The organism is Modicisalibacter coralii (genome assembly GCF_004117855.1).
Taxonomy (GTDB): domain Bacteria; phylum Pseudomonadota; class Gammaproteobacteria; order Pseudomonadales; family Halomonadaceae; genus Modicisalibacter; species Modicisalibacter coralii.
This window is the reverse complement of sequence record NZ_QWBW01000007.1, coordinates 41217-60008: the sequence shown is the minus strand read 5'-3', so window position 1 is coordinate 60008 and position 18792 is coordinate 41217. Positions and strand designations below refer to the sequence as shown.

Here is an 18792-nt window from a genome sequence, read left to right as displayed (position 1 = left end):
GTGCCGGGCGGGCCGGCCGTCTGTTGAACTCAGCGAGGATGACTTGAGCGCTACCGCTTCGAAGCCCGATTCTCTCAAGGCGTTGGAAACCCGTCGCCGCCAGTTGCCGCACTGCATGTTGCGCGATGCCCATGATCAGGGCCGTCGCCTGGCCAAGCTGGCGGGTCGCGCCCGCGGCGGCAAGCCGATCGATCGTGCGCTGCGCGATGTCGATGCGCGCCTGGCCGCTTCCCGGGCGTTGCTGGAACGCCGCCGCCAGTTGCCGCTGACCCTCGACTACCCGCCGTCGTTACCGGTGGCGGAGAAGCGGGAATCGATCCTCGCCGCGCTGCGCGAGCATCCGGTGGTGGTGGTGGCCGGCGAGACCGGGTCGGGCAAGACCACGCAGTTGCCCAAACTGTGCCTGGAGCTCGGCCTGGGGCGGCGCGGGCTGATCGGTCACACCCAGCCGCGCCGGCTGGCGGCGCGCTCGGTGGCTGGTCGTCTGGCCGAGGAGATGGCGGTGCCGCTGGGCGAGCAGGTCGGCTATCAGGTGCGCTTCACCGATCACACCGCGGATACCACCCTGGTCAAGCTGATGACCGACGGCATCCTGCTCGCCGAGACCCAGCACGATCCGGATCTCGAGCGCTACGAGGCGATCATCATCGACGAGGCTCACGAGCGCAGCCTCAACATCGACTTCCTGCTCGGCTACCTCAAGCGGCTCACCGAGCGGCGTCCCGACCTCAAGATCATCATCACCTCGGCGACCATCGACGTCGAACGCTTCTCGCGGCACTTCGCCCGCGACGGCAAGCCGGCGCCGGTGGTCCAGGTGTCCGGGCGCACCTATCCGGTCGAGGTGCGCTATCGCCCGCTGGTGCGCGAGACGGAGGACGAGGAGGATCGCACCCTCCAGGAGGGCATCCTCCACGCCGTCGAGGAGATCGAGGCGATCGAGCGCGAGAAACGCTGGTACAGCGGCCCGCGCGACGTGCTGATCTTCCTGCCCGGCGAGCGCGAGATCCGCGAGACCGCCGACACCCTGCGGCGTGCCGATCTCAAGGGTACCGAGATCTTGCCGCTCTACGCGCGGCTGTCCAACGCCGAGCAGAACCGGGTCTTCCAGTCCCATGCCGGGCGACGCATCGTGCTCGCCACCAACGTCGCCGAGACCTCGCTGACCGTGCCCGGCATCCGTTATGTCATCGACCCGGGGCTGGTGCGCATCAGCCGTTACAGCTATCGCGCCAAGGTCCAGCGCCTGCCCATCGAGCCGGGCAGCCAGGCCAGCGCCGATCAGCGCAAGGGACGCTGCGGGCGCATCAGCGAGGGGGTGTGCCTGCGCCTCTACAGCGAAGAGGACTACCTGGCGCGCCCCGCCTATACCGAACCGGAGATCCAGCGCACCAACCTGGCGTCGGTGATCCTGTCGATGCTCTCGCTCAGGCTCGGCGACATCGAGGCCTTCCCGTTCGTCGACGCCCCCGACTCGCGCTTCGTGCGCGACGGTTTCCGGCTGTTGTTCGAGCTCGGCGCGGTGGATGCCGACAATCGCCTGACCCAACTGGGACGCCGTCTGGCACGGCTGCCGATCGATCCGCGTCTGGCGCGCATGGTGCTGGCGGGGGCCGAGCAGCAGTGCCTGCGCGACGTGCTGATCGTGGTCAGCGCGCTGGCCGTCCAGGACCCCCGGGACCGGCCCGCCGACAAGCGCCAGGCCGCCGACCAGAAACACCGCCAGTGGAACGACCCGGATTCCGACTTCGTCGCCTGGCTCAACCTGTGGCACGGCTTCGAGGCCGCCCGCGAGGAACTCTCGGGCAACCAGCTGCGTCGCTGGTGTCGCGAGCAGTACCTCAGCTACCTGCGCCTGCGCGAGTGGCACGACACCTTCCGCCAGTTGCGTCAATTGCTGCGCGACATGGACATCGTCGTGCCCGGCGCTACCCAGCTCACCCGACGCGACACCGACGGCGAGGCCCCGGCGCGCGAGGCGAGCCGCCAGGCCTACGCCTCGATCCACCAGGCGCTGCTCGCCGGGCTGCTGTCGAATCTCGGGCAACTGGTCGAGAATCGCGAATACCTCGGGGCGCGCAACCGCAAGTTCCTGATCCATCCCGGTTCGGGGCTGGCCAAGAAGTCACCCAAATGGGTGATGGCCGGCGAACTGGTCGAGACCTCGCGGCTGTTCGCCCGCGACGTCGCGCGTATCCAGCCGGAGTGGGTCGAGCCGCTGGCCGGCCATCTGGTCAAGCGCAGCTACAGCGAGCCGCACTGGGAGATGAAGCGCGCCCAGGTGGTGGCCTTCGAGCAGGTCACGCTGTTCGGCCTGCCGATCGTCGCCCGGCGCAAGGTGCATTACGGGCCCATCGCCCCGCGCGAATCCCGTGAACTGTTCATCCGCCGCGCGCTGGTCGAGGGCGAGTACCGCACCCAGGCGGCGTTCTTCGCGCACAATCGCGCGCTGATCGGCGAGGTCGAGGATCTGGAGGACAGGGCGCGCAAGCGTGATATTCTCGTCGACGAGGAAACGCTGTTCGATTTCTACGATCAGCGGCTCCCCGAGGACGTCGTCAACGGCAAGGGGTTCGAGCACTGGCGGCGCGAGGCGGAGCGTGACGACCCGGACGTGCTCAAGCTCGACAAGGCCGCGCTGATGGCCCGCGCGGCGGACGAGGTCAGCGAGGCGCAATATCCGGATACCCTGACGCTGGGCGGGGTGAGTTATCCGCTCGGCTATCATTTCGCGCCAGGCGCCGAGGACGATGGGGTGACCCTGACCGTACCCGCCGCGATGCTCTCGCAACTGCCGCGCCATCGCCTCGAGTGGCTGGTGCCGGGGCTGTTGCGCGAGAAGTGCATCGCCCTGCTCAAGTCGCTGCCCAAGTCGGTACGCCGCCAGGTGGTGCCGATCCCCGACTGGGTCGATGCCGCGCTGCAGACGCTGTCGCCGGACGACGTGCCGCTGACCGAGGCCCTCGGCGAGTTCCTGCGGGTCAAGACCGGGCTGCGCCTGACGCCCGACGACTGGCGGACCGATCCGCTCGAGCCCCATCTGCGGATGAACATTCGGGTCGTCGACCATGCCGGGCAGGAGCTCGGGCAGGGGCGCGATCTCGCCGCGCTGGAGGCACGCTTCGCCGAGGCAGCCACCGCCGGGGCGCGGGCGCTGGACAGTGCCGGCGACACCCGCGAAGCGGTGACGGCGCTGCCCGAGGCGCCGTTGCCCGAGTCGCGTACCACCACCCAGGCGGGCATCCGCGTCGAGGCCTACCCGGCGCTGGTCGAACGCGCGGGTGACGAACTGGCCGTGGAGCTCTTCGATCACCCCGACAAGGCGCACGAGGCGCACCGTCAGGGCATCAAGCGTCTGGCGATCCAGCGTCTGCCCGATCCGGTGAAGCGGCTGCGCCAACTGGACGGCATCGAGCGCTGCGCGCTGCTCTTCGCCAAGGTCGGCAGCAAGCGACAACTCGTCGACGATCTGGTCGAGGCGGTCTTCCTGCACGAGATCGCCGCCGATCCCCTGCCGCGCTCCCGGGACGCCTTCGAGGCGCGCATCGCCGAGCGCCGGGGCGAACTGGTACCCCGGGGCGAGGCGCTGGTCACCACGGTGCTCGCGGCGCTGGAAGGGCACCTGGCGGTGACCAAGGCGTTGAAAGGCCAGCTCAACCTGTCGCTGGCGCTGGTCTACAACGATCTCAAGGCGCAGATGCAGCGGCTCGTCCATCCCGGCTTCATCAGCGAGGCGGGGGGCTGGCTCGAGGAATACCCGCGTTACATGGAAGCCGCCGCGATCCGCCTCGAGAAGGCGCCTCGCGAGCGGATGCGCGACCAGATGCTGATGCAGGAGATTCAGGATTTCGAGACCCGGCTGGCCAATCGCCGCGAGAGCGAACGGCGCAGCGGGCGCGAGGACCCGGCGTTGACCGAGTTCGGCTGGTGGATCGAGGAGTTGCGCGTTTCGTCGTTCGCCCAGCAACTGGGCACGCGGATGCCGGTCTCGGCCAAGCGGCTCGAGCGGCGCTGGGCCGAGATCACCGGACGCCGCCCGCAGTGAGCGGGCGCGATCACGGCGGGGGACACCGCCGGAGGAGACGACCATGACACGAGCCGTGATTACCGGCACCGGCCTTTATACACCGCCGCACGCCATCGACAACGCCACGCTGGTGGACGCTTTCAACACCTGGGTCGACGACGAGAACCGCCGTCATGCCGAGGCCATCGCCCGCGGCGAGCGGGAACCGCTGCTCCACTCGAGCAGCGAGTTCATCGTCAAGGCCTCGGGCATTCACAGTCGCTACGTGCTCGATGCGTCGGGCATTCTCGACCCCGAGCGGATGCGGCCACGTCTGCCGCAGCGCACCGACGACGAGCCGTCGATCCAGTGCGAGATGGGCCGCGCGGCGGCGCTCGAGGCACTGGATCGCGCCCAGGTCGCCCCCGCTGACGTGGATATGCTGATCGTCGCCTGTTCCAACCTCGAGCGGCCCTATCCGGCGGTCGCGGTGGAGCTGCAGGCGGCGCTGGGGACCCGCGGCTTCGCCTTCGACATGAACGTGGCCTGCAGCTCGGCGACCTTCGCCATCGAGATGGCCGCCAACGCGGTGCGCAGCGGCAGCGTCAAGCGCGCCCTGGTGGTCAACCCGGAGATCTGCTCGGCGCATCTGAACTTCCGCGATCGCGACAGTCATTTCATCTTCGGCGATGCCTGCACCGCGCTGCTCGTCGAGGACGAGGCGGTGGCCGTGGCGCCGTCGCGCTTCGCGATACTGGGCACGCGTCTGGTCACCCGCTATTCGAACGCCATTCGCAACAATGCCGGCTTTCTCAATCGGGTCACCGACAGCGATCCGCTGGCCGCCGACAAGCTGTTCGTCCAGGAGGGGCGACGGGTGTTCAAGGAGGTCTGTCCGATGGTCGCCGACCTGATCAGCGCTCATCTGGCCTCGCTGGATCTCGACGGCGACGCGCTGTCGCGGCTTTGGCTGCATCAGGCCAATCGCCACATGAACGACCTGATCGCGCGTCGCGTGCTGGGCCGCGACCCGAGCCCGGCGCAGGCGCCGATCATCCTCGATCGCTATGCCAACACCAGTTCGGCCGGATCGATCATCGCCTTCCACCTGCATCACGACGACCTGCCGGATGCGGCGCTGGGGGTAGTGTGTTCCTTCGGAGCCGGATACAGTGCAGGCAGTGTGATCCTCCGTAAGCAAAGCGCACACAAGGTGAACGAATGAATCGATGGAGTAAGGGGGTGCTGGCAGCCGTGGCGGGGGTGACGCTCGCCGGCTGCGCCAGCCAGGGAACGGCGCCTGCCAACCCGCAGGACCCATGGGAAGGGTTCAACCGCAAGGTGTTCGCCTTCAACGACACGCTCGACCGCTATGCGATCAAGCCGGTGGCGCAGGGCTACGATTTCGTCACGCCGCAGCCGGTGCAGGATGGCGTCACCAACTTCTTCTCCAACCTTGGCGAGTTGCGGACCATCCTCAACAGCGGCCTGCAGTGGAAGTGGGGCAATGCCGGCGTCGCCACGGGGCGCTTTCTGATGAACACCACCCTGGGGCTGGGCGGTTTCCTCGATCCGGCCACCGGGATGGGCCTGACGGAGCACGAGGAGGATTTCGGGCAGACCCTGGCCGTGTGGGGGGTCGCCGAGGGGCCCTACGTGGTGCTGCCCGTGCTCGGCGGGCGCACGCTGCGCCACGCCGGCGGTCTGCCGGCGGACTGGTATGCCGATCCGGTGAGCCATGTCGAGGAGGACAGTACCCGTTACGGCATTCGCGCCCTCGACGTGGTCAACTACCGCGCCAGTGTGCTCGACCAGGAGAAGCTGATTCAGGGGGATCGCTACAGCTTCCTGCGCGATACCTATCTGCAGCGCCGCCGCTTCGAGATCAACGACGGCAAGACCGGCGAGGATCCGTTCGCCAATGACGATTTCGACTACGATGCCGGCGACTTCGCCCAGTGAGAGTCCACCTCCATGGACAAACCGCGCACTCTGATCGGCCTGCTCGATCTACCGGGTAGCTCGCGCGACGCGCTGGCCGAGACGCTCGGCAAGGGGCGCTTCGCGGTGGCCGCGGCCGAGCGTCTCGAGGACCTGCCGGACGGCGTCGAGCTGATCGTCGCCCACGTCCGGGCCGTGCCGAGCCGGGAATGGCCGGCCTTGTCGCGTCGTGTGCCGACCGTGGTGGTCACCGAGTCGCGTCTCGACGAGGAGCTGCTCCACGCCGTCGACTCGGGGCTGGTCGACTATCTGGTCGAACCGCTGCGCCACGGCGACGTGCTGCGCCGCCTGGTGGCACGGTCGCTCGAGCACCAGCAACTGGCCGAGGAGCACGCCCGTGATCGGGCGCGCCTGGCGGAGCTCAACGAGAACCTGGAAACCCATCTGGCGATGCTGCGTCTCGACCAGCAGGCCGGGGGGCATATCCAGCGCAAGCTGCTGCCGCCCGAGTCGCTGACCCTCAACGGGGTGCGCTGCGATTTCCGTCTGGTGCCATCGCTGTATTTGTCGGGGGATTTCCTCGATTTTCAGCGTTTCGACGCGCGTTACAGCGTGTTCTATTTTGCGGACGTGTCCGGGCACGGGGCCTCGTCGGCCTTCGTCACGGTATTGCTCAAGTACCTGTGCAACCGCTGGCTGAACGACTGGGACGGCGATTCCCCGGAAACGCTGCCGGCGCGCTGGCTGGCGCGGCTCAATCGCGAACTGCTGGATACCGGCATCGGCAAGCACGCCACGCTGTTCGTCGGGGTGCTGGACGCCGCGACGCACCGGCTGCACTATTCGCTGGGCGCGCAGATGCCGATGCCGCTGTGCGATGACGGCCAGTCGCTCGAGGCGCTGGCGGGGGAGGGGATGCCGGTGGGGTTGTTTCCGGGCATCGACTACCCCAATTACTGTCTCGAGCTGCCGGCGAGCTTTCGGCTGTGGCTATGCTCCGACGGCGTGCTCGAGTGCCTGCCCGGCGAGACGCTGACCGCCAGGCTCGATGAACTCAAGCGACGCATCACGGCGAGCGGCGACATCCGGACGTTGCTCGCCGGCCTGGGCGTGGAGCGTGACGACGACACGCCACACGATCAGGAAGAACTTCCGGATGATCTGACCATCATGACGCTGAGCGGTTTCAACCATGGCAACCAATGACGGGCGACTCAAGGCGGCCTTCGAGGCCGGCGTGTTCGTGCTCAAGTTGTGCGGCGACGTTCGTCTGACCCTGTGCGCGACGCTCGACAACGAGGCGCAGCGGCTTGCCGACATGCCGGGGCTGACCTCGGTGATCGTGGACCTGCGCGAGGCGACCAACGTCGACTCCACGGCGCTGGGCTTTCTGGCCAAGGTCGCGCTGGCGGTGAAAGGGCGCCTGAGCCATCCGCCGACCATCGTCGTCGATCATCCCGACGTGCGGCGCATGCTCGACGTGATGGGCTTCTCGCGTTATTTCACGCTGGTCCAGGCGCCGATCGCCGAGCCCGGCGGGCTCGACGAGCTGCCCGCGGTCCAGGCCGACGAGGGCGACCTTCAGGAGCGTATCCTCGAGGCGCATCGCATCCTGATGCACATGAACGAGCACAATCGCGAGGAGTTCAAGCCGCTGGTCGAACTGCTCGAGGCGCAGCAGCAGAATTCCCCCATCGACTGAGCGATCGGCCGGCGCCAGCGTTGGCCGGTCTGGCTCTCGGCGTCTCGCAGCCGCGCTGTTTCAGGCTAGCGCCGGTTGTCCCGCGTTGTCGCGCTGCGTCGCTGCCGGGCCGGTGGATGCCGGCGCGCGGAGCGCTGTCGGTGCCTCGGGCTCGGCAGAGGCGGCGTCCGGGTCGGTATCGGCGGCCGGGATGGCGGCGGGTGTGCCGATGTCGACACGGAAGCGGGCCACGCCGTCGCGCAACTGGTCCGCATCGCGCTGCAGGGTCCGGGCGATCTCGCTGGCTTGCTGCGCGCGGCGGCGATTGCCCTGGGTGACGCCTTCCATCTCGCCGACCGCGGTGTTGACCTGCTCGAGGCCGCGGCTCTGTTGATGGGAGGCATTGGCGATCTCGCTGACGAGGTCGCTGACCTGACCGATGGCCTCGACGATTTCCTGCATGTTGCGACCGGCTCGTCCGGCGAGGCGTACCCCGGCTTCGACCCGTTGATCGGCATCGTCGATCAGTTCACGAACCTGGCGGGCGGCGGTTGCCGAGCGTCCCGCGAGATTGCGGACCTCGCCGGCGACCACCGCGAAGCCGCGCCCCTGTGAGCCGGCCCGGGCCGCTTCCACCGAGGCGTTGAGGGCCAGGATGTTGGTCTGAAAGGCGATGTTGTCGATCAGCGCGACGATCTCGCCGACCTGGCGGGAGCCCTCTTCGATGCCGCGCATGGTGACGGTCATCTCGTCCATGACCTGCCCGCCGTCGCCCGCCCGGTCCGCCGTGCTGGCGGCCAGATCGCTGGCGCGGTTGGCATTGTCGGCGTTGTGGGCGACGGTGGTGGTCAGTTGATCGAGGCTTGCCGCGGTCTCTTCCAGGGAGGCAGCCTGACGTTCGGTGTCGTCGGAGAGCTCGGCATTACCTTGGGCGAGTTCGCGGACCCGCTCATGGACCGCTTCGCCGCTGTTGCGCACCCCGCTGACCGTCGACGCCAGGTGGTAGCGCAGTTCCTCGAGCCCCAGGAACAGCCGGCCGATCTCGTTGGAGCCGCGTGTCTCGACGGGATGGGACAGGTCGCCGTCGCGCATTCGCGTGAAGTGGGCCAGCAGATCGCGCAGCGGCCCGGTGACATGGCGCGCCATCCAGCGCAGCATCAGACCGCCCAGCACCAGGCTGACGAGCAGGCCGCCGGCGATGGCGATGTCGAGCAGCACGCTCATGGCGTTGAAGGTCTCGACCAGGGCCGCGCCACGCTGGCGCGAGGTCATGAAGAAGTCATCGGCGCTGGCCATGAAGGTGTCGCTCATCTTGCTGACCCGCGAGCGTCCCGATTGATAGCCCTCGACGTCGCCATCCTCGAGGCTCATCAACTGCAGGGAGAGGCCGGTGTTGAGCAGCGACTGGAAACGCTCGGCGAGTGCCTCGGCCGCCTCGACCTGGCCGGGCCGCGGGGGGATGGCCTGAAAACGTTCGAAGGCCTGGCTGGCCTGGGCGAGCAGGGTCTTGGCTTGCTCGATGACCGGGCCGGGCCGATCGAAGGAGGGCTTGGCAAGCAGGGCGGCGGCGCGATCCATCGCCACTCGGGCGCGCAGCATGTCGATGTAGGCCCGATCCAGGGCGGAGGATTGTTCGACGTGGATCTGATCGAGGGTGCCGAAGGTCTGGCGACTGAAATGGTTGGCATACAGACCCAGAGCGCCGACGCTCAGCACCATGAGGCAGAAGACGGCCAGCACGGCAATCCAGGTCATGCGGACGGACAGGTTGTCGAAGGTTTTCATGAAGGACCCCTGCGATGGTTCGAATTCTTTTCATGCCGGCCTGGAGGCGGCATCGGGGTCGGTTCTAGCAGGGGCATGTTGCAGTTTGGCTAAGGAAGCGCTGAACAAATAGGCGAACGGGATGAAGCGCAAGGCGTCCGGAGCACAGGAACCGCAGCATATGGGGTATATGTGAGGATTCCGACCGGGCTGGCGTTCCAGCACCGCGCAACGCGGCGATTCGCCCGTGCAGGCATTTGTGCAGTGTTTCCCTAATGGGCGGTATCGCCCGGGCAATCGCCCGGGCCTGCTATGATGGTCGCCCGACCCGATCGTTCATTGATGTAAGGAAACTCATGTCGCCGATCACTCCTCGACGGATCGCCCTGCTGGTGGCGGCCAATACGGCCATCGCGCCGCTGGCGATCGATGCCTATCTTCCCGCCATTCCGGCGCTGGCCAGGACCGTCGACGCCAGCGTGCACCTGACCGAGCTGTCGGTGAGCCTGTTCCTGTTCGGCTTCGCCCTCGGCCAACTGATCTTCGGGCCGTTGTCGGACCGTCTCGGGCGTCGTCCGGTGCTGCTCGGCGGGGTGTCGGTGTTTCTGCTGACCAGTCTGGCGATCACCCAGGTGGAGTCGCTGGAGATGCTCTGGGCGTTGCGTTTCCTGCAGGCATTGGGCGGCGGGGCCTCGGTGGTCAATTCGGCGGCGATCGTGCGTGACTGCTTCAGCGGACGCGAGGCGGCCAAGGTCCTGTCGACGATGGTGATGATCCTGATGCTGGCACCCCTGGTGGCGCCGGCACTGGGCAGCGTGCTGCTCTATCTGGCGGACTGGTGGCTGATCTTCGCCTTCCTCGCCGGCTATGCGGGCTTCGTGATGTGGCTGCTGCACCGTTATCTGCCCGAGACCCACGGCCGCGATCCGGACGCGCCGAACTTCGTGCAGGTGCTCGGCAACTATCGCAGCGTCCTCGCCCATCGCGAGGCGATGGGCTACATCTGTGCGGTGTCGATGTCCTTCGCCGGGATGTTCGCCTTCATCACCGGATCGCCGTTCCTCTACATGGAGTATTTCGACCTGTCGCCGGCGGCCTATCCCTTCGTGTTCGGCGCCAACATCGTGGTGATGTCGGCCTCCAATCGCGTCAATATCCGCCTGCTGCGCTATTTCACGCCGCAGAACAATCTGCTCTGGGGCCTGGCGATCCAGCTGACCATGGGGCTCGTGCTGCTGGCGGTCTTCGCCCTGGGCTGGGATTCGCTGTACACGGTGGTCCCGCTGCTGGTGGTGTTCGTCGGCATGCAGGGGCTGATCGGTCCCAACGCCATGTCGTCGATGCTCGATCACTTCCCGCACATGAGCGCCACGGCGACCGCCATGCAGGGCAGCATCCAGTTCTCCTGCGGGGCGCTGGCCGGGGTGCTGGTCGGGGGCTTCCAGATTCCCAGTGCCTGGCCCATGGTGCTGACCATGGTCGGCGCGTCGATCATCGGTAATGTCGGGGTGCGTGTACTCTCCGGGCATGCCTTGCGTCAGACGTCGACGACTGCCTGACGCAAAACCGACACGAAAGCGACACATTCGCCGCCTAATCTTTACCTCGCTCAAGCTCAGTCCGTCCCGATGGGGCGGGCCCATCGAACAAGCGAGGAGAAGTCCCATGTTGAAGCGTGTCGCAGCCACACTGCTCACCGGCTCACTGGCCTTGGGGGCGCATGTCGCCAGCGCGGCGGAGAGCATTACCGGCGCCGGCGCCACCTTTCCCTATCCCGTCTATTCCCAGTGGGCGGACACCTATCAGGACAAGACCGGGGTCGGCCTGAACTACCAGGCGATTGGTTCCGGGGGCGGCATCAAGCAGATCGTCGCCAAGACCGTGACCTTCGGTGCCAGCGATGCGCCGCTCAAGCCCGAAGAGCTCGAGCAGCACGGCCTGATGCAGTGGCCCATGGTGATGGGTGGTGTGGTGCCGGTCGTGCACATCGACGGGATCTCCCAGGGCCAGCTCAAGCTGGACGGCAAGACCCTGGCCGACATCTATCAGGGCAAGATCACCCGCTGGAACGACGCCGCGATCGCCAAGCTCAACCCGGACCTCGAGCTGCCCGATGCCGCCATCACCCCGGTCTACCGCGCCGAGGGCTCGGGCACCAACTTCCTGTTTACGCATTATCTGGCCCAGGTCAGCGACGATTTCGCCAACAGCATCGGTGAAGGCAAGTCCGTGGCCTGGCCCGCCGGGGTGGGCGCCAAGGCCAACGCCGGTGTCGCCAACCAGGTCGCCAGCACCGGCGGGGCGATCGGTTACGTCGAGTTCGCCTATGCCCAGCAGAACGACCTCAACTACGTGACCATGCAGAACCAGGCCGGCGACTACGTCGAGCCGAGCATCGAGAGCTTCAAGGCCGCCGCCGCCAACGCCGACTGGAAGAACGCCCCCGGCTTCTACCTGGTGCTGACCAACCAGCCCGGCGAGAAGAGCTGGCCGATCACCGGGGCCTCCTTCATCCTCATGCACGAGCAGGTTCAGGACGCCAAGGCCGCCAAGCAGGCCCTGACGTTCTTCGATTGGGCCTACCAGAACGGCAACGCCGCCGCCGAGAAGCTCGACTACGTGCCGATGCCCAAGAACGTCGCCGCGATGGTCGAGGACAAGTGGCGTCAGATTGAAGGCCCCGACGGCAAGAAGGTCTGGACGCAGCAGTAACCGGACGCCAGCGCCGACCGACTGCGGGCCATCGCCCGCAGTCTTTCGTCGTCGGCAGCCTCTCCTCGGGCGGGGCGTCGTCCCCGCCGCTGCCAAGGGACTCGATGCTTTCCATGACCACGTCAACGACCTCCGATGCCCGGCACTTGCTGGGCGCGAGCGACAACGAGCTGAGTGCGCTGAAGCGCAACGGCTTCATCGACCGGCTTTTCGAGACCACCACCCGGCTGTTCGCGCTGTTCGTGCTGCTGCTGCTGGGCGCGATCCTGGCCTCGCTGGTGGTTTCCGGCTGGCCGGCGCTGCAGACCTTCGGCCTGGACTTCTTCACCATCGACCGCTGGGCGGCCAACATCGAGAAATTCGGTGCCCTGCCGGCGGTCTACGGCACCCTGATCACCTCGCTGATCGCGATCGTCATCGCCGTGCCGGTGTCGTTCGGCATCGCCATCTTCCTTACCGAGAAATGCCCGGTAATGCTGCGACGACCGCTGGGCATCACCGTCGAGCTGCTCGCCGGGGTGCCCTCGATCATCTATGGCATGTGGGGCGTCGAGGTGCTGGCGCCGTTCCTGCAGAGTCATTTCCCCACGCTGTTTCCCGCCGGCACCGGCCTGGCGACGGCGGGGTTGATCCTGGCGGTGATGATCATCCCGTTCATCACCGCCATTACCCGTGACGTCATGGTCACGGTGCCGCCGATCATGCGCGAATCCGCCTATGGGCTGGGCTGTACCACCTGGGAAGTGGTGCGCAGCGTGATCTTTCCCTCGGTACGCGGCGGCCTGGTGGGCGGGGTGATCCTCGGCCTGGGCCGGGCGCTGGGCGAGACCATGGCGGTGACCTTCGTGATCGGCAACAACCTGTTCTTCCACGCCACCCTGACCGGGCAGGGCACCTCGATCGCCGCCCTGATCGCCAACCAGTTCCCGGAGGCGGATGGCATCCAGCGCTCGGCGCTGCTGGCGCTGGGGCTGTTGCTGTTCGTGATCACCTTCATCGTGCTGGCAATCGCCCGCCTGATGCTCAACCGCTATGACCGCAAGTCGGCCTGAGGAGGCGCGCATGTATTCCGTCTATCAACGTCGACGCCTGATCAACCGCGTGATCATGGGCTTCTGCATCGCGGCGGCCGCCTTCGGTATCGCCTGGCTGCTGCTGATCCTCTGGTCGCTGGTGGTCAAGGGCGGCGCGGCGCTGTCGCTGTCGGTCTTCACCGAGCGCACCCAGATGAATGGCGGCGGGCTGGGCAACGCGATTCTCGGCAGCCTGATCATGACCGCGCTGGGCACGCTGTTCGGCTCGATCATCGGCGTGGCGGCGGGCACCTGGCTCGCCGAATACGGCGGCAAGTCGCGGCTGGCGAGTGCCATCCGCTTCATCAACGACGTGCTGCTGTCGGCGCCGTCGATCATCGTCGGGCTGTTCATCTATGCCGTGGTGGTCCTGCAGACCGGGCACTTCTCCGGCTGGGCGGGGGCGCTGTCGCTGACCGTGATCATCATCCCGGTGGTGATCCGCGCCACCGAGGACATGCTGTTGCTGGTGCCCAACACCCTGCGCGAGGCGGCCGCCGCCCTCGGGGCGCATCGCTGGTGGGTGGTGACGCGCGTCTGCTACGCCGGCGCCCGCGCCGGCATCGTCACCGGCATTCTGCTGGGCTGTGCGCGGATCAGCGGCGAGACGGCGCCATTGCTGTTCACCTCGTTGAACTCCAATCAGTGGAACTTCTTCGATCTGAACAGCGAGATGCCCAACCTGCCCATGACGCTCTACCAGAACATGACCATCAATTCGTTCATCCCGCGGCAGGTCGAACTGGCCTGGGCGGGGGCGCTACTGCTCACGGTGGCGATCCTGCTGTTGAACATCGTCGCCCGTGTCGTCTCGCGCCAGCGCGGCTAGCCAATGCTCAAGAGGAGTTGCCCATGACCACCGCATCCGAAGGCCTGGTCCCCCGTTTCTCCCGCCCGGAGGCCTGGGATCAGGCCAGGCCGGCCGTCGCCGATGCCGAGGCGAAGCTCCGGGTCGAGGATCTGAATTTCTATTACGGCAGTTTCCAGGCGCTCAAGTCGATCAGCATGGACGTGCCCGCCAATCAGGTCACTGCCTTCATCGGGCCGTCCGGCTGCGGCAAGTCGACCCTGCTGCGCTGCTTCAACCGCATTCACGATCTCTATCCGGGGATGCGCAGCGAAGGCGCCATTCAGCTCGACGGTCAGAACATCAACGATGCCCGGGTCGATACCAACCTGCTGCGGGCGCGGATCGGCATGGTCTTCCAGAAGCCCACGCCGTTTCCGATGACGGTGCACGACAACATCGCCTTCGGTGTGCGCCTCTACGAGCGCCTCAACGAGCGCGACATGGAAAACCGCGTGCAGTGGGCCCTCGAGAAGGCGGCGCTGTGGGACGAGGTCAAGGACAAGCTGCACCAGAACGGCCAGGCGCTGTCGGGGGGCCAGCAGCAGCGCTTGTGCATCGCCCGGACCATTGCCGTGAAGCCCGAGGTGATCCTGCTCGACGAGCCGACGTCGGCGCTCGATCCGATCTCCACCGGCTACATCGAGGATCTGATCAACGAGCTGAAAGCGGATTACACCATCGTCATCGTCACCCACAACATGCAGCAGGCGGCCAGGGTCTCGGATGTCACCGCCTTCATGTACCTGGGCGAGCTGATCGAGTGCGACGAGACGCCGAAGATCTTCACCCAGCCCGGCGATAGCCGCACGGAGGACTACATTACCGGGCGCTACGGCTAAGGAAACGCTGCATAAATGCCTGCGCGAGCGAATCGCTTCGTTGCGTGGTACTCGAAAACTCGCCTAACTTCATGTTATGCCTCGTTTTCTTCGTTCCATGCGCCTCGCGCTTCATCCCGCTCGTCGATTTATTCAGCATTTCCCTAAGCGTCTCAGCACGCGGCCAGTGTGTGACCGGGAAGGGATTTCCGGTCCAACTCGCCACGCCTGTCGACTGTCACGAAGCTGTCATCTTTCTGCGGCATCTTGGGTTCCGCGAAGGTTGAACACTCTCATCGACAGGAGTTACCCGCATGAACCGCATCCTGAAGACCACCGCCGTTGCCGCCGCCGTGATGGGCGTGGTCGGTGTCGCCCAGGCCCGCGAGCAGCTGCGCATCGTCGGCTCGAGCACGGTCTACCCGTTTGCCAGCTATGTCGTGGAAGAGTTCGGTGCGACCACCGACTATCCGACGCCGGTCATCGAATCCACGGGCTCCGGCGGCGGCCTGAAGCTGTTCTGTGCCGGTGTCGGTGACGATACCCCGGACATCACCAACGCCTCGCGTCGCATGAAGACGTCCGAGTTCGAACGCTGCGAGAAGAACGGTGTCACCGACATCACCGAGGCGACGATCGGCTACGACGGGATCGCCTTCGCCGAATCGAGCAGCAACGAGCCGATCGATCTGAGCCGCGAGCAGATCTTCCTGGCGCTGGCCGCCAAGGTGCCGCAGGACGGCAAGCTGGTCGACAACCCCTACAAGAAGTGGAGCGACATCGATTCGTCGCTGCCCGATCGCGAGATCTCCGTCTACGGGCCGCCCACCACCTCCGGTACCCGTGACGCCTTCGAGGAGCTGGTGATGGAAGCCGCCTCCGAAGACATGAAGGCCTATGGCGGCGAAGCCTACACCGACATCCGCTCGGATGGCGCCTACATCGACGCCGGCGAGAACGACAACCTGATCGTTCAGCGTCTGGCCGAGGACACCGACGCCTTCGGCATCTTCGGGTATTCCTACCTGGAAGAGAATTCCGACACCCTGATCGGTGCCAGCATCGATGGCGTCGAGCCCACGCCCGAGGCGATCAGCTCCGGCGAGTACCCGGTGTCACGCTCGCTGTTCTTCTACGTCAAGAACCAGCACGCCGACAGCGTGCCGGCGATGTACGAGTACGCCAACCTGTTCATGACCGAGAAGATGATCGGTCCGATGGGTTACCTGAAGGGCCTGGGTCTGATCCCGCTGCCGGACGACATGCGCCAGGCACAGCGCCAGCAGGTCGAGAACCACGACAAACTCGAACTGGCCGACCTCAAGTAAGCTGCGTCGCCGCATGAACGAGGCCGGCGACGCGAGTCGTCGGCCCGTTTTCATGTCAGGCCCCGGCCTTCGGGTGCCGTCCCCCAGGTGACGGGGCCGTAGCGAGAGACCGATTATGCTGTCCAATCTGACGTTTCTGACATTCTGTGTGGCCTTGGCGGTGCTCGGGCTGATCGCCTTCATCGTGGCACGCGCCAAGGCCTCCCGGACGCGCCAGGCCGGGGTGGCGATGTACGCCCAGCCCGATCAGTATGCCTGGTTCTCGGTGCTGGCCACCGCCGGCCCGGCCATTGCGGTGGGCGCCGTCGGCGCTTTCGTCATGCTGCTGCTGGGTGCCGAGATTCCCACTCCCTACCTGCTCGCCGCGAGCCTGGTGATCGCCGCCATCGGGCTGTTCGTGGGGGTCAGGCAGGTGCGTCCCGACTTCCACGCACGTCAGGCCATCGAGCGGGTGATCCGCCTGGCGCTGGCGGGTGCGGCCCTGGTATCGATCGTCACCACCTTCGGCATCCTGCTGTCGATCGTTTCCGAGGCGATACGTTTCTTCCAGATGCAGGGCCTGTGGGATTTCCTGACCGGCACCACCTGGTCGCCGGGCGACAGTTTCCTCGCCGCGGCCGGACGCGGTGGCGAGTCCGCCGGCGGCGCCCAGTTCGGGTCGGTACCGTTGTTCGCCGGCACCTTCATCATTTCCCTGATCGCCATGCTGGTGGCGATTCCGGTCGGCCTGCTGGCGGCGATCTACATGGCCGAATTCGCGCCGCCGCGGGTGCGTACCCTGGCCAAGCCGGTGCTGGAGGTGCTGGCGGGCATTCCCACCGTGGTCTATGGCTTCTTCGCGGCGATCACCGTGGCGCCGATCATCGTCGACATCGCCGGTTTCTTCGGCCTTGACGCCTCCTACAACAACGCCCTGGCGCCGGGCGTGGTGATGGGGATCATGATCATTCCCTTCATCTCGTCGCTTTCCGATGACGTGATCAATGCGGTGCCCGACAGCATGCGCGAGGGCTCGCTGGCGCTGGGCATGACCAAGGGCGAGACCATCAGGAGCGTGGTGCTGCCGGCGTCGCTGCCGGGGATCATCTCGGCGTCGCTGCTGGCGGTCTCCCGGGCGCTGGGCGAGACCATGATCGTGGTGATGGCTGCCGGCATGCGGCCCAACCTGACCGCCAACCCACTCGAGGACATGACCACGGTGACGGTGCGCATCGTCGCCGCCCTGACCGGCGACCAGGAGTTCGAGAGTGCCGAGACGCTCTCCGCCTTCGCCCTGGGTCTGGTGCTGTTCGTGGTCACCCTGGTCCTCAACATGGTGTCGGTACTGATGATTCGCCGTTTCCGCGAAAAGTACCGCTCCAACAACCTGTGACACGACGAGGTTCGTTACGCTCATGAGCCAATCCTTCGACGCCATCACCGCCCAGCTCAAGCGGCGCCATCGCCGCTCGGCCAACCTCAAGCGGATGTCGATGGGCGCGCTGATCCTCGCCGCGACCTTCCTGGTGGTGTTCATCGGCGACATGCTGGCCAAGGGCCTGCCGGCCTTCCAGCAGGCCCAGATCCAGGTCGAGGTGACCTACAGCGAGCAGGCCCGCGAGATCCCGCCCGCGGCGGTGGGCGACGACGTTCGCTCGCTGGTCAGCCGCGGCTATCTGCGCCTGATCCCCTCGCGCATGGAGGACGATCCCGACCTGCTCGGCACCCAGCGCATGGAGTGGGTGATCGCCGACAGCGCCGTCGATCAGTACCTCAAGGGGCACGACTCGAAGCTCAGCGCCAAGCAGCGCCGCATCGTCGACCGCCTGGCCGAACAGGGGCGTGCCGAGCTGCGCTTCAACACCACCTTCTTCACCACCGGCGACTCGCGCATGCCCGAGATGGCGGGCATCGCCGCGGCGGCGATGGGCACGGTGATGACCTTGATCGTGACCATGGCGGTGTGTTTCCCGATCGGGGTGATGACCGCGGTCTATCTCGAGGAGTTCGCGCCCGACAACCATCTCACCCAGATCATCGAGATCAACATCAACAACCTCGCCGCGGTGCCGTCGATCCTCTTCGGTCTGCTGGGGCTGGCGATCTACATCAACTTCTTCGGCGTGCCGCGCTCCTCGCCGCTGGTGGGCGGGCTGACCCTGGCGCTGATGACGTTGCCGGTGATCATCATCGCCACCCGCACGGCGCTGCGCAGCGTGCCGGACGGTATCCGCCAGGCCGCCTTCGGCGTGGGCTGCTCGCGCTGGCAGGTGGTGCGCGATCATGTCCTGCCGCTTTCGCTGCCGGGCATCCTGACCGGCTCGATCATCGGCATGGCCCAGGCGATGGGCGAGACCGCGCCGCTGATCATCGTCGGCATGGTGGCCTTCATCCCCGACGTCTCGGCCTCTTTCGCCAACGCCGCCACGGTGATGCCGGCGCAGGTCTTCACCTGGGCGGGCGACCCGAGTCCGGCGTTCGTCGAGAAGACCGCCGGCGGCATTCTGGTCCTGCTGGCCGTGCTGATCACGCTCAACGCCACCGCCGTGTTGCTGCGCAAGAAATTCGAACGTCGCTGGTAAGTCGGCGACACTGTCGAGGACACGATTCATGCTCAACGAACAGATTCTCCGGACCAAG

At 66.5% G+C, this 18792-nt stretch carries 14 protein-coding genes; 13 read left to right on the top strand and 1 reads right to left on the bottom strand.

What is annotated here, in order from left to right; translation table 11 throughout:
* Positions 1 to 115 precede the first annotated feature (115 nt).
* The 5 genes from hrpA to D0901_RS02315 are packed head-to-tail and all read left to right on the top strand — an operon-like array spanning position 116 to position 7649.
* Complete coding sequence (gene hrpA / locus D0901_RS02335) at positions 116 to 4045, top strand: ATP-dependent RNA helicase HrpA (RefSeq protein WP_233440340.1); 3930 nt, start codon at positions 116 to 118, stop codon at positions 4043 to 4045.
* A gap of 43 nt (positions 4046 to 4088) precedes the next feature.
* Complete coding sequence (locus D0901_RS02330; protein ID WP_129138681.1) at positions 4089 to 5231, top strand: beta-ketoacyl-ACP synthase III; 1143 nt, start codon at positions 4089 to 4091, stop codon at positions 5229 to 5231.
* On the top strand, positions 5228 to 5968 hold the full coding sequence (locus D0901_RS02325) for an MlaA family lipoprotein (protein WP_129138680.1): 741 nt from the start codon (positions 5228 to 5230) through the stop codon (positions 5966 to 5968). The genes D0901_RS02330 and D0901_RS02325 overlap by 4 nt, the downstream gene beginning before the upstream one ends.
* A gap of 12 nt (positions 5969 to 5980) precedes the next feature.
* The gene (locus tag D0901_RS02320) at positions 5981 to 7153 is read left to right on the top strand and encodes a PP2C family protein-serine/threonine phosphatase (RefSeq protein ID WP_129138679.1); all 1173 of its coding nucleotides are present in this window, start codon (positions 5981 to 5983) and stop codon (positions 7151 to 7153) included.
* Positions 7140 to 7649: an STAS domain-containing protein gene (locus D0901_RS02315; RefSeq protein ID WP_129138678.1), complete on the top strand. Its 510-nt coding sequence runs from the start codon at positions 7140 to 7142 to the stop codon at positions 7647 to 7649. The genes D0901_RS02320 and D0901_RS02315 overlap by 14 nt, the downstream gene beginning before the upstream one ends.
* Before the next feature lie 60 nt (positions 7650 to 7709).
* On the opposite strand, the gene D0901_RS02310 is transcribed toward D0901_RS02315, so the two are convergent.
* Entirely contained in the window at positions 7710 to 9413 is a 1704-nt protein-coding gene (locus D0901_RS02310) for a methyl-accepting chemotaxis protein (RefSeq protein ID WP_129138677.1), read from the bottom strand.
* A 335-nt stretch (positions 9414 to 9748) separates the two neighbouring features.
* Between D0901_RS02310 and D0901_RS02305 the strand changes: the two genes are divergently transcribed.
* The 8 genes from D0901_RS02305 (at position 9749) to pstA (D0901_RS02265) (ending at position 18734) form a co-directional block, all read left to right on the top strand.
* A complete protein-coding gene (locus tag D0901_RS02305) occupies positions 9749 to 10951 on the top strand; it encodes a Bcr/CflA family multidrug efflux MFS transporter (protein WP_129138676.1) in 1203 nt (400 codons plus the stop codon).
* Between the two features lie 106 nt (positions 10952 to 11057).
* The gene (gene pstS / locus D0901_RS02300) at positions 11058 to 12104 is read left to right on the top strand and encodes a phosphate ABC transporter substrate-binding protein PstS (RefSeq protein WP_129138675.1); all 1047 of its coding nucleotides are present in this window, start codon (positions 11058 to 11060) and stop codon (positions 12102 to 12104) included.
* A gap of 113 nt (positions 12105 to 12217) precedes the next feature.
* Positions 12218 to 13156 (top strand): phosphate ABC transporter permease subunit PstC, encoded by a 939-nt coding sequence (gene pstC, locus D0901_RS02295; RefSeq protein ID WP_129138674.1) that lies wholly within the window; start codon positions 12218 to 12220, stop codon positions 13154 to 13156.
* Between the two features lie 10 nt (positions 13157 to 13166).
* On the top strand, positions 13167 to 14006 hold the full coding sequence (gene pstA, locus D0901_RS02290; RefSeq protein ID WP_129138673.1) for a phosphate ABC transporter permease PstA: 840 nt from the start codon (positions 13167 to 13169) through the stop codon (positions 14004 to 14006).
* 23 nt (positions 14007 to 14029) lie between these two features.
* Positions 14030 to 14866 (top strand): phosphate ABC transporter ATP-binding protein PstB, encoded by an 837-nt coding sequence (gene pstB / locus D0901_RS02285; protein ID WP_129138672.1) that lies wholly within the window; start codon positions 14030 to 14032, stop codon positions 14864 to 14866.
* Positions 14867 to 15159: 293 nt separating this feature from the next.
* On the top strand, positions 15160 to 16173 hold the full coding sequence (locus D0901_RS02275; RefSeq protein ID WP_129138671.1) for a PstS family phosphate ABC transporter substrate-binding protein: 1014 nt from the start codon (positions 15160 to 15162) through the stop codon (positions 16171 to 16173).
* Between the two features lie 115 nt (positions 16174 to 16288).
* Positions 16289 to 17545 carry a phosphate ABC transporter permease subunit PstC gene (gene pstC, locus D0901_RS02270; RefSeq protein WP_129138670.1) on the top strand — a complete coding sequence of 419 codons (1257 nt, stop codon included), beginning with the start codon at positions 16289 to 16291 and terminating at the stop codon, positions 17543 to 17545.
* 22 nt (positions 17546 to 17567) lie between these two features.
* Positions 17568 to 18734 carry a phosphate ABC transporter permease PstA gene (gene pstA, locus D0901_RS02265; RefSeq protein ID WP_129138669.1) on the top strand — a complete coding sequence of 389 codons (1167 nt, stop codon included), beginning with the start codon at positions 17568 to 17570 and terminating at the stop codon, positions 18732 to 18734.
* Positions 18735 to 18792 lie beyond the last annotated feature (58 nt).

Excerpts from the sequence above, each read along its gene's own strand:
- hrpA (WP_233440340.1), top strand. The coding sequence starts at position 116 with ATGTTGCGCGATGCCCATGATCAGGGCCGTCGCCTGGCCAAGCTGGCG.
- D0901_RS02330 (WP_129138681.1), top strand. The coding sequence starts at position 4,089 with ATGACACGAGCCGTGATTACCGGCACCGGCCTTTATACACCGCCGCAC.
- D0901_RS02325 (WP_129138680.1), top strand. The coding sequence starts at position 5,228 with ATGAATCGATGGAGTAAGGGGGTGCTGGCAGCCGTGGCGGGGGTGACG.
- D0901_RS02320 (WP_129138679.1), top strand. The coding sequence starts at position 5,981 with ATGGACAAACCGCGCACTCTGATCGGCCTGCTCGATCTACCGGGTAGC.
- D0901_RS02315 (WP_129138678.1), top strand. The coding sequence starts at position 7,140 with ATGGCAACCAATGACGGGCGACTCAAGGCGGCCTTCGAGGCCGGCGTG.
- D0901_RS02310 (WP_129138677.1), bottom strand. The coding sequence starts at position 9,413 with ATGAAAACCTTCGACAACCTGTCCGTCCGCATGACCTGGATTGCCGTG.
- D0901_RS02305 (WP_129138676.1), top strand. The coding sequence starts at position 9,749 with ATGTCGCCGATCACTCCTCGACGGATCGCCCTGCTGGTGGCGGCCAAT.
- pstS (WP_129138675.1), top strand. The coding sequence starts at position 11,058 with ATGTTGAAGCGTGTCGCAGCCACACTGCTCACCGGCTCACTGGCCTTG.
- pstC (WP_129138674.1), top strand. The coding sequence starts at position 12,218 with ATGACCACGTCAACGACCTCCGATGCCCGGCACTTGCTGGGCGCGAGC.
- pstA (WP_129138673.1), top strand. The coding sequence starts at position 13,167 with ATGTATTCCGTCTATCAACGTCGACGCCTGATCAACCGCGTGATCATG.
- pstB (WP_129138672.1), top strand. The coding sequence starts at position 14,030 with ATGACCACCGCATCCGAAGGCCTGGTCCCCCGTTTCTCCCGCCCGGAG.
- D0901_RS02275 (WP_129138671.1), top strand. The coding sequence starts at position 15,160 with ATGAACCGCATCCTGAAGACCACCGCCGTTGCCGCCGCCGTGATGGGC.
- pstC (WP_129138670.1), top strand. The coding sequence starts at position 16,289 with ATGCTGTCCAATCTGACGTTTCTGACATTCTGTGTGGCCTTGGCGGTG.
- pstA (WP_129138669.1), top strand. The coding sequence starts at position 17,568 with ATGAGCCAATCCTTCGACGCCATCACCGCCCAGCTCAAGCGGCGCCAT.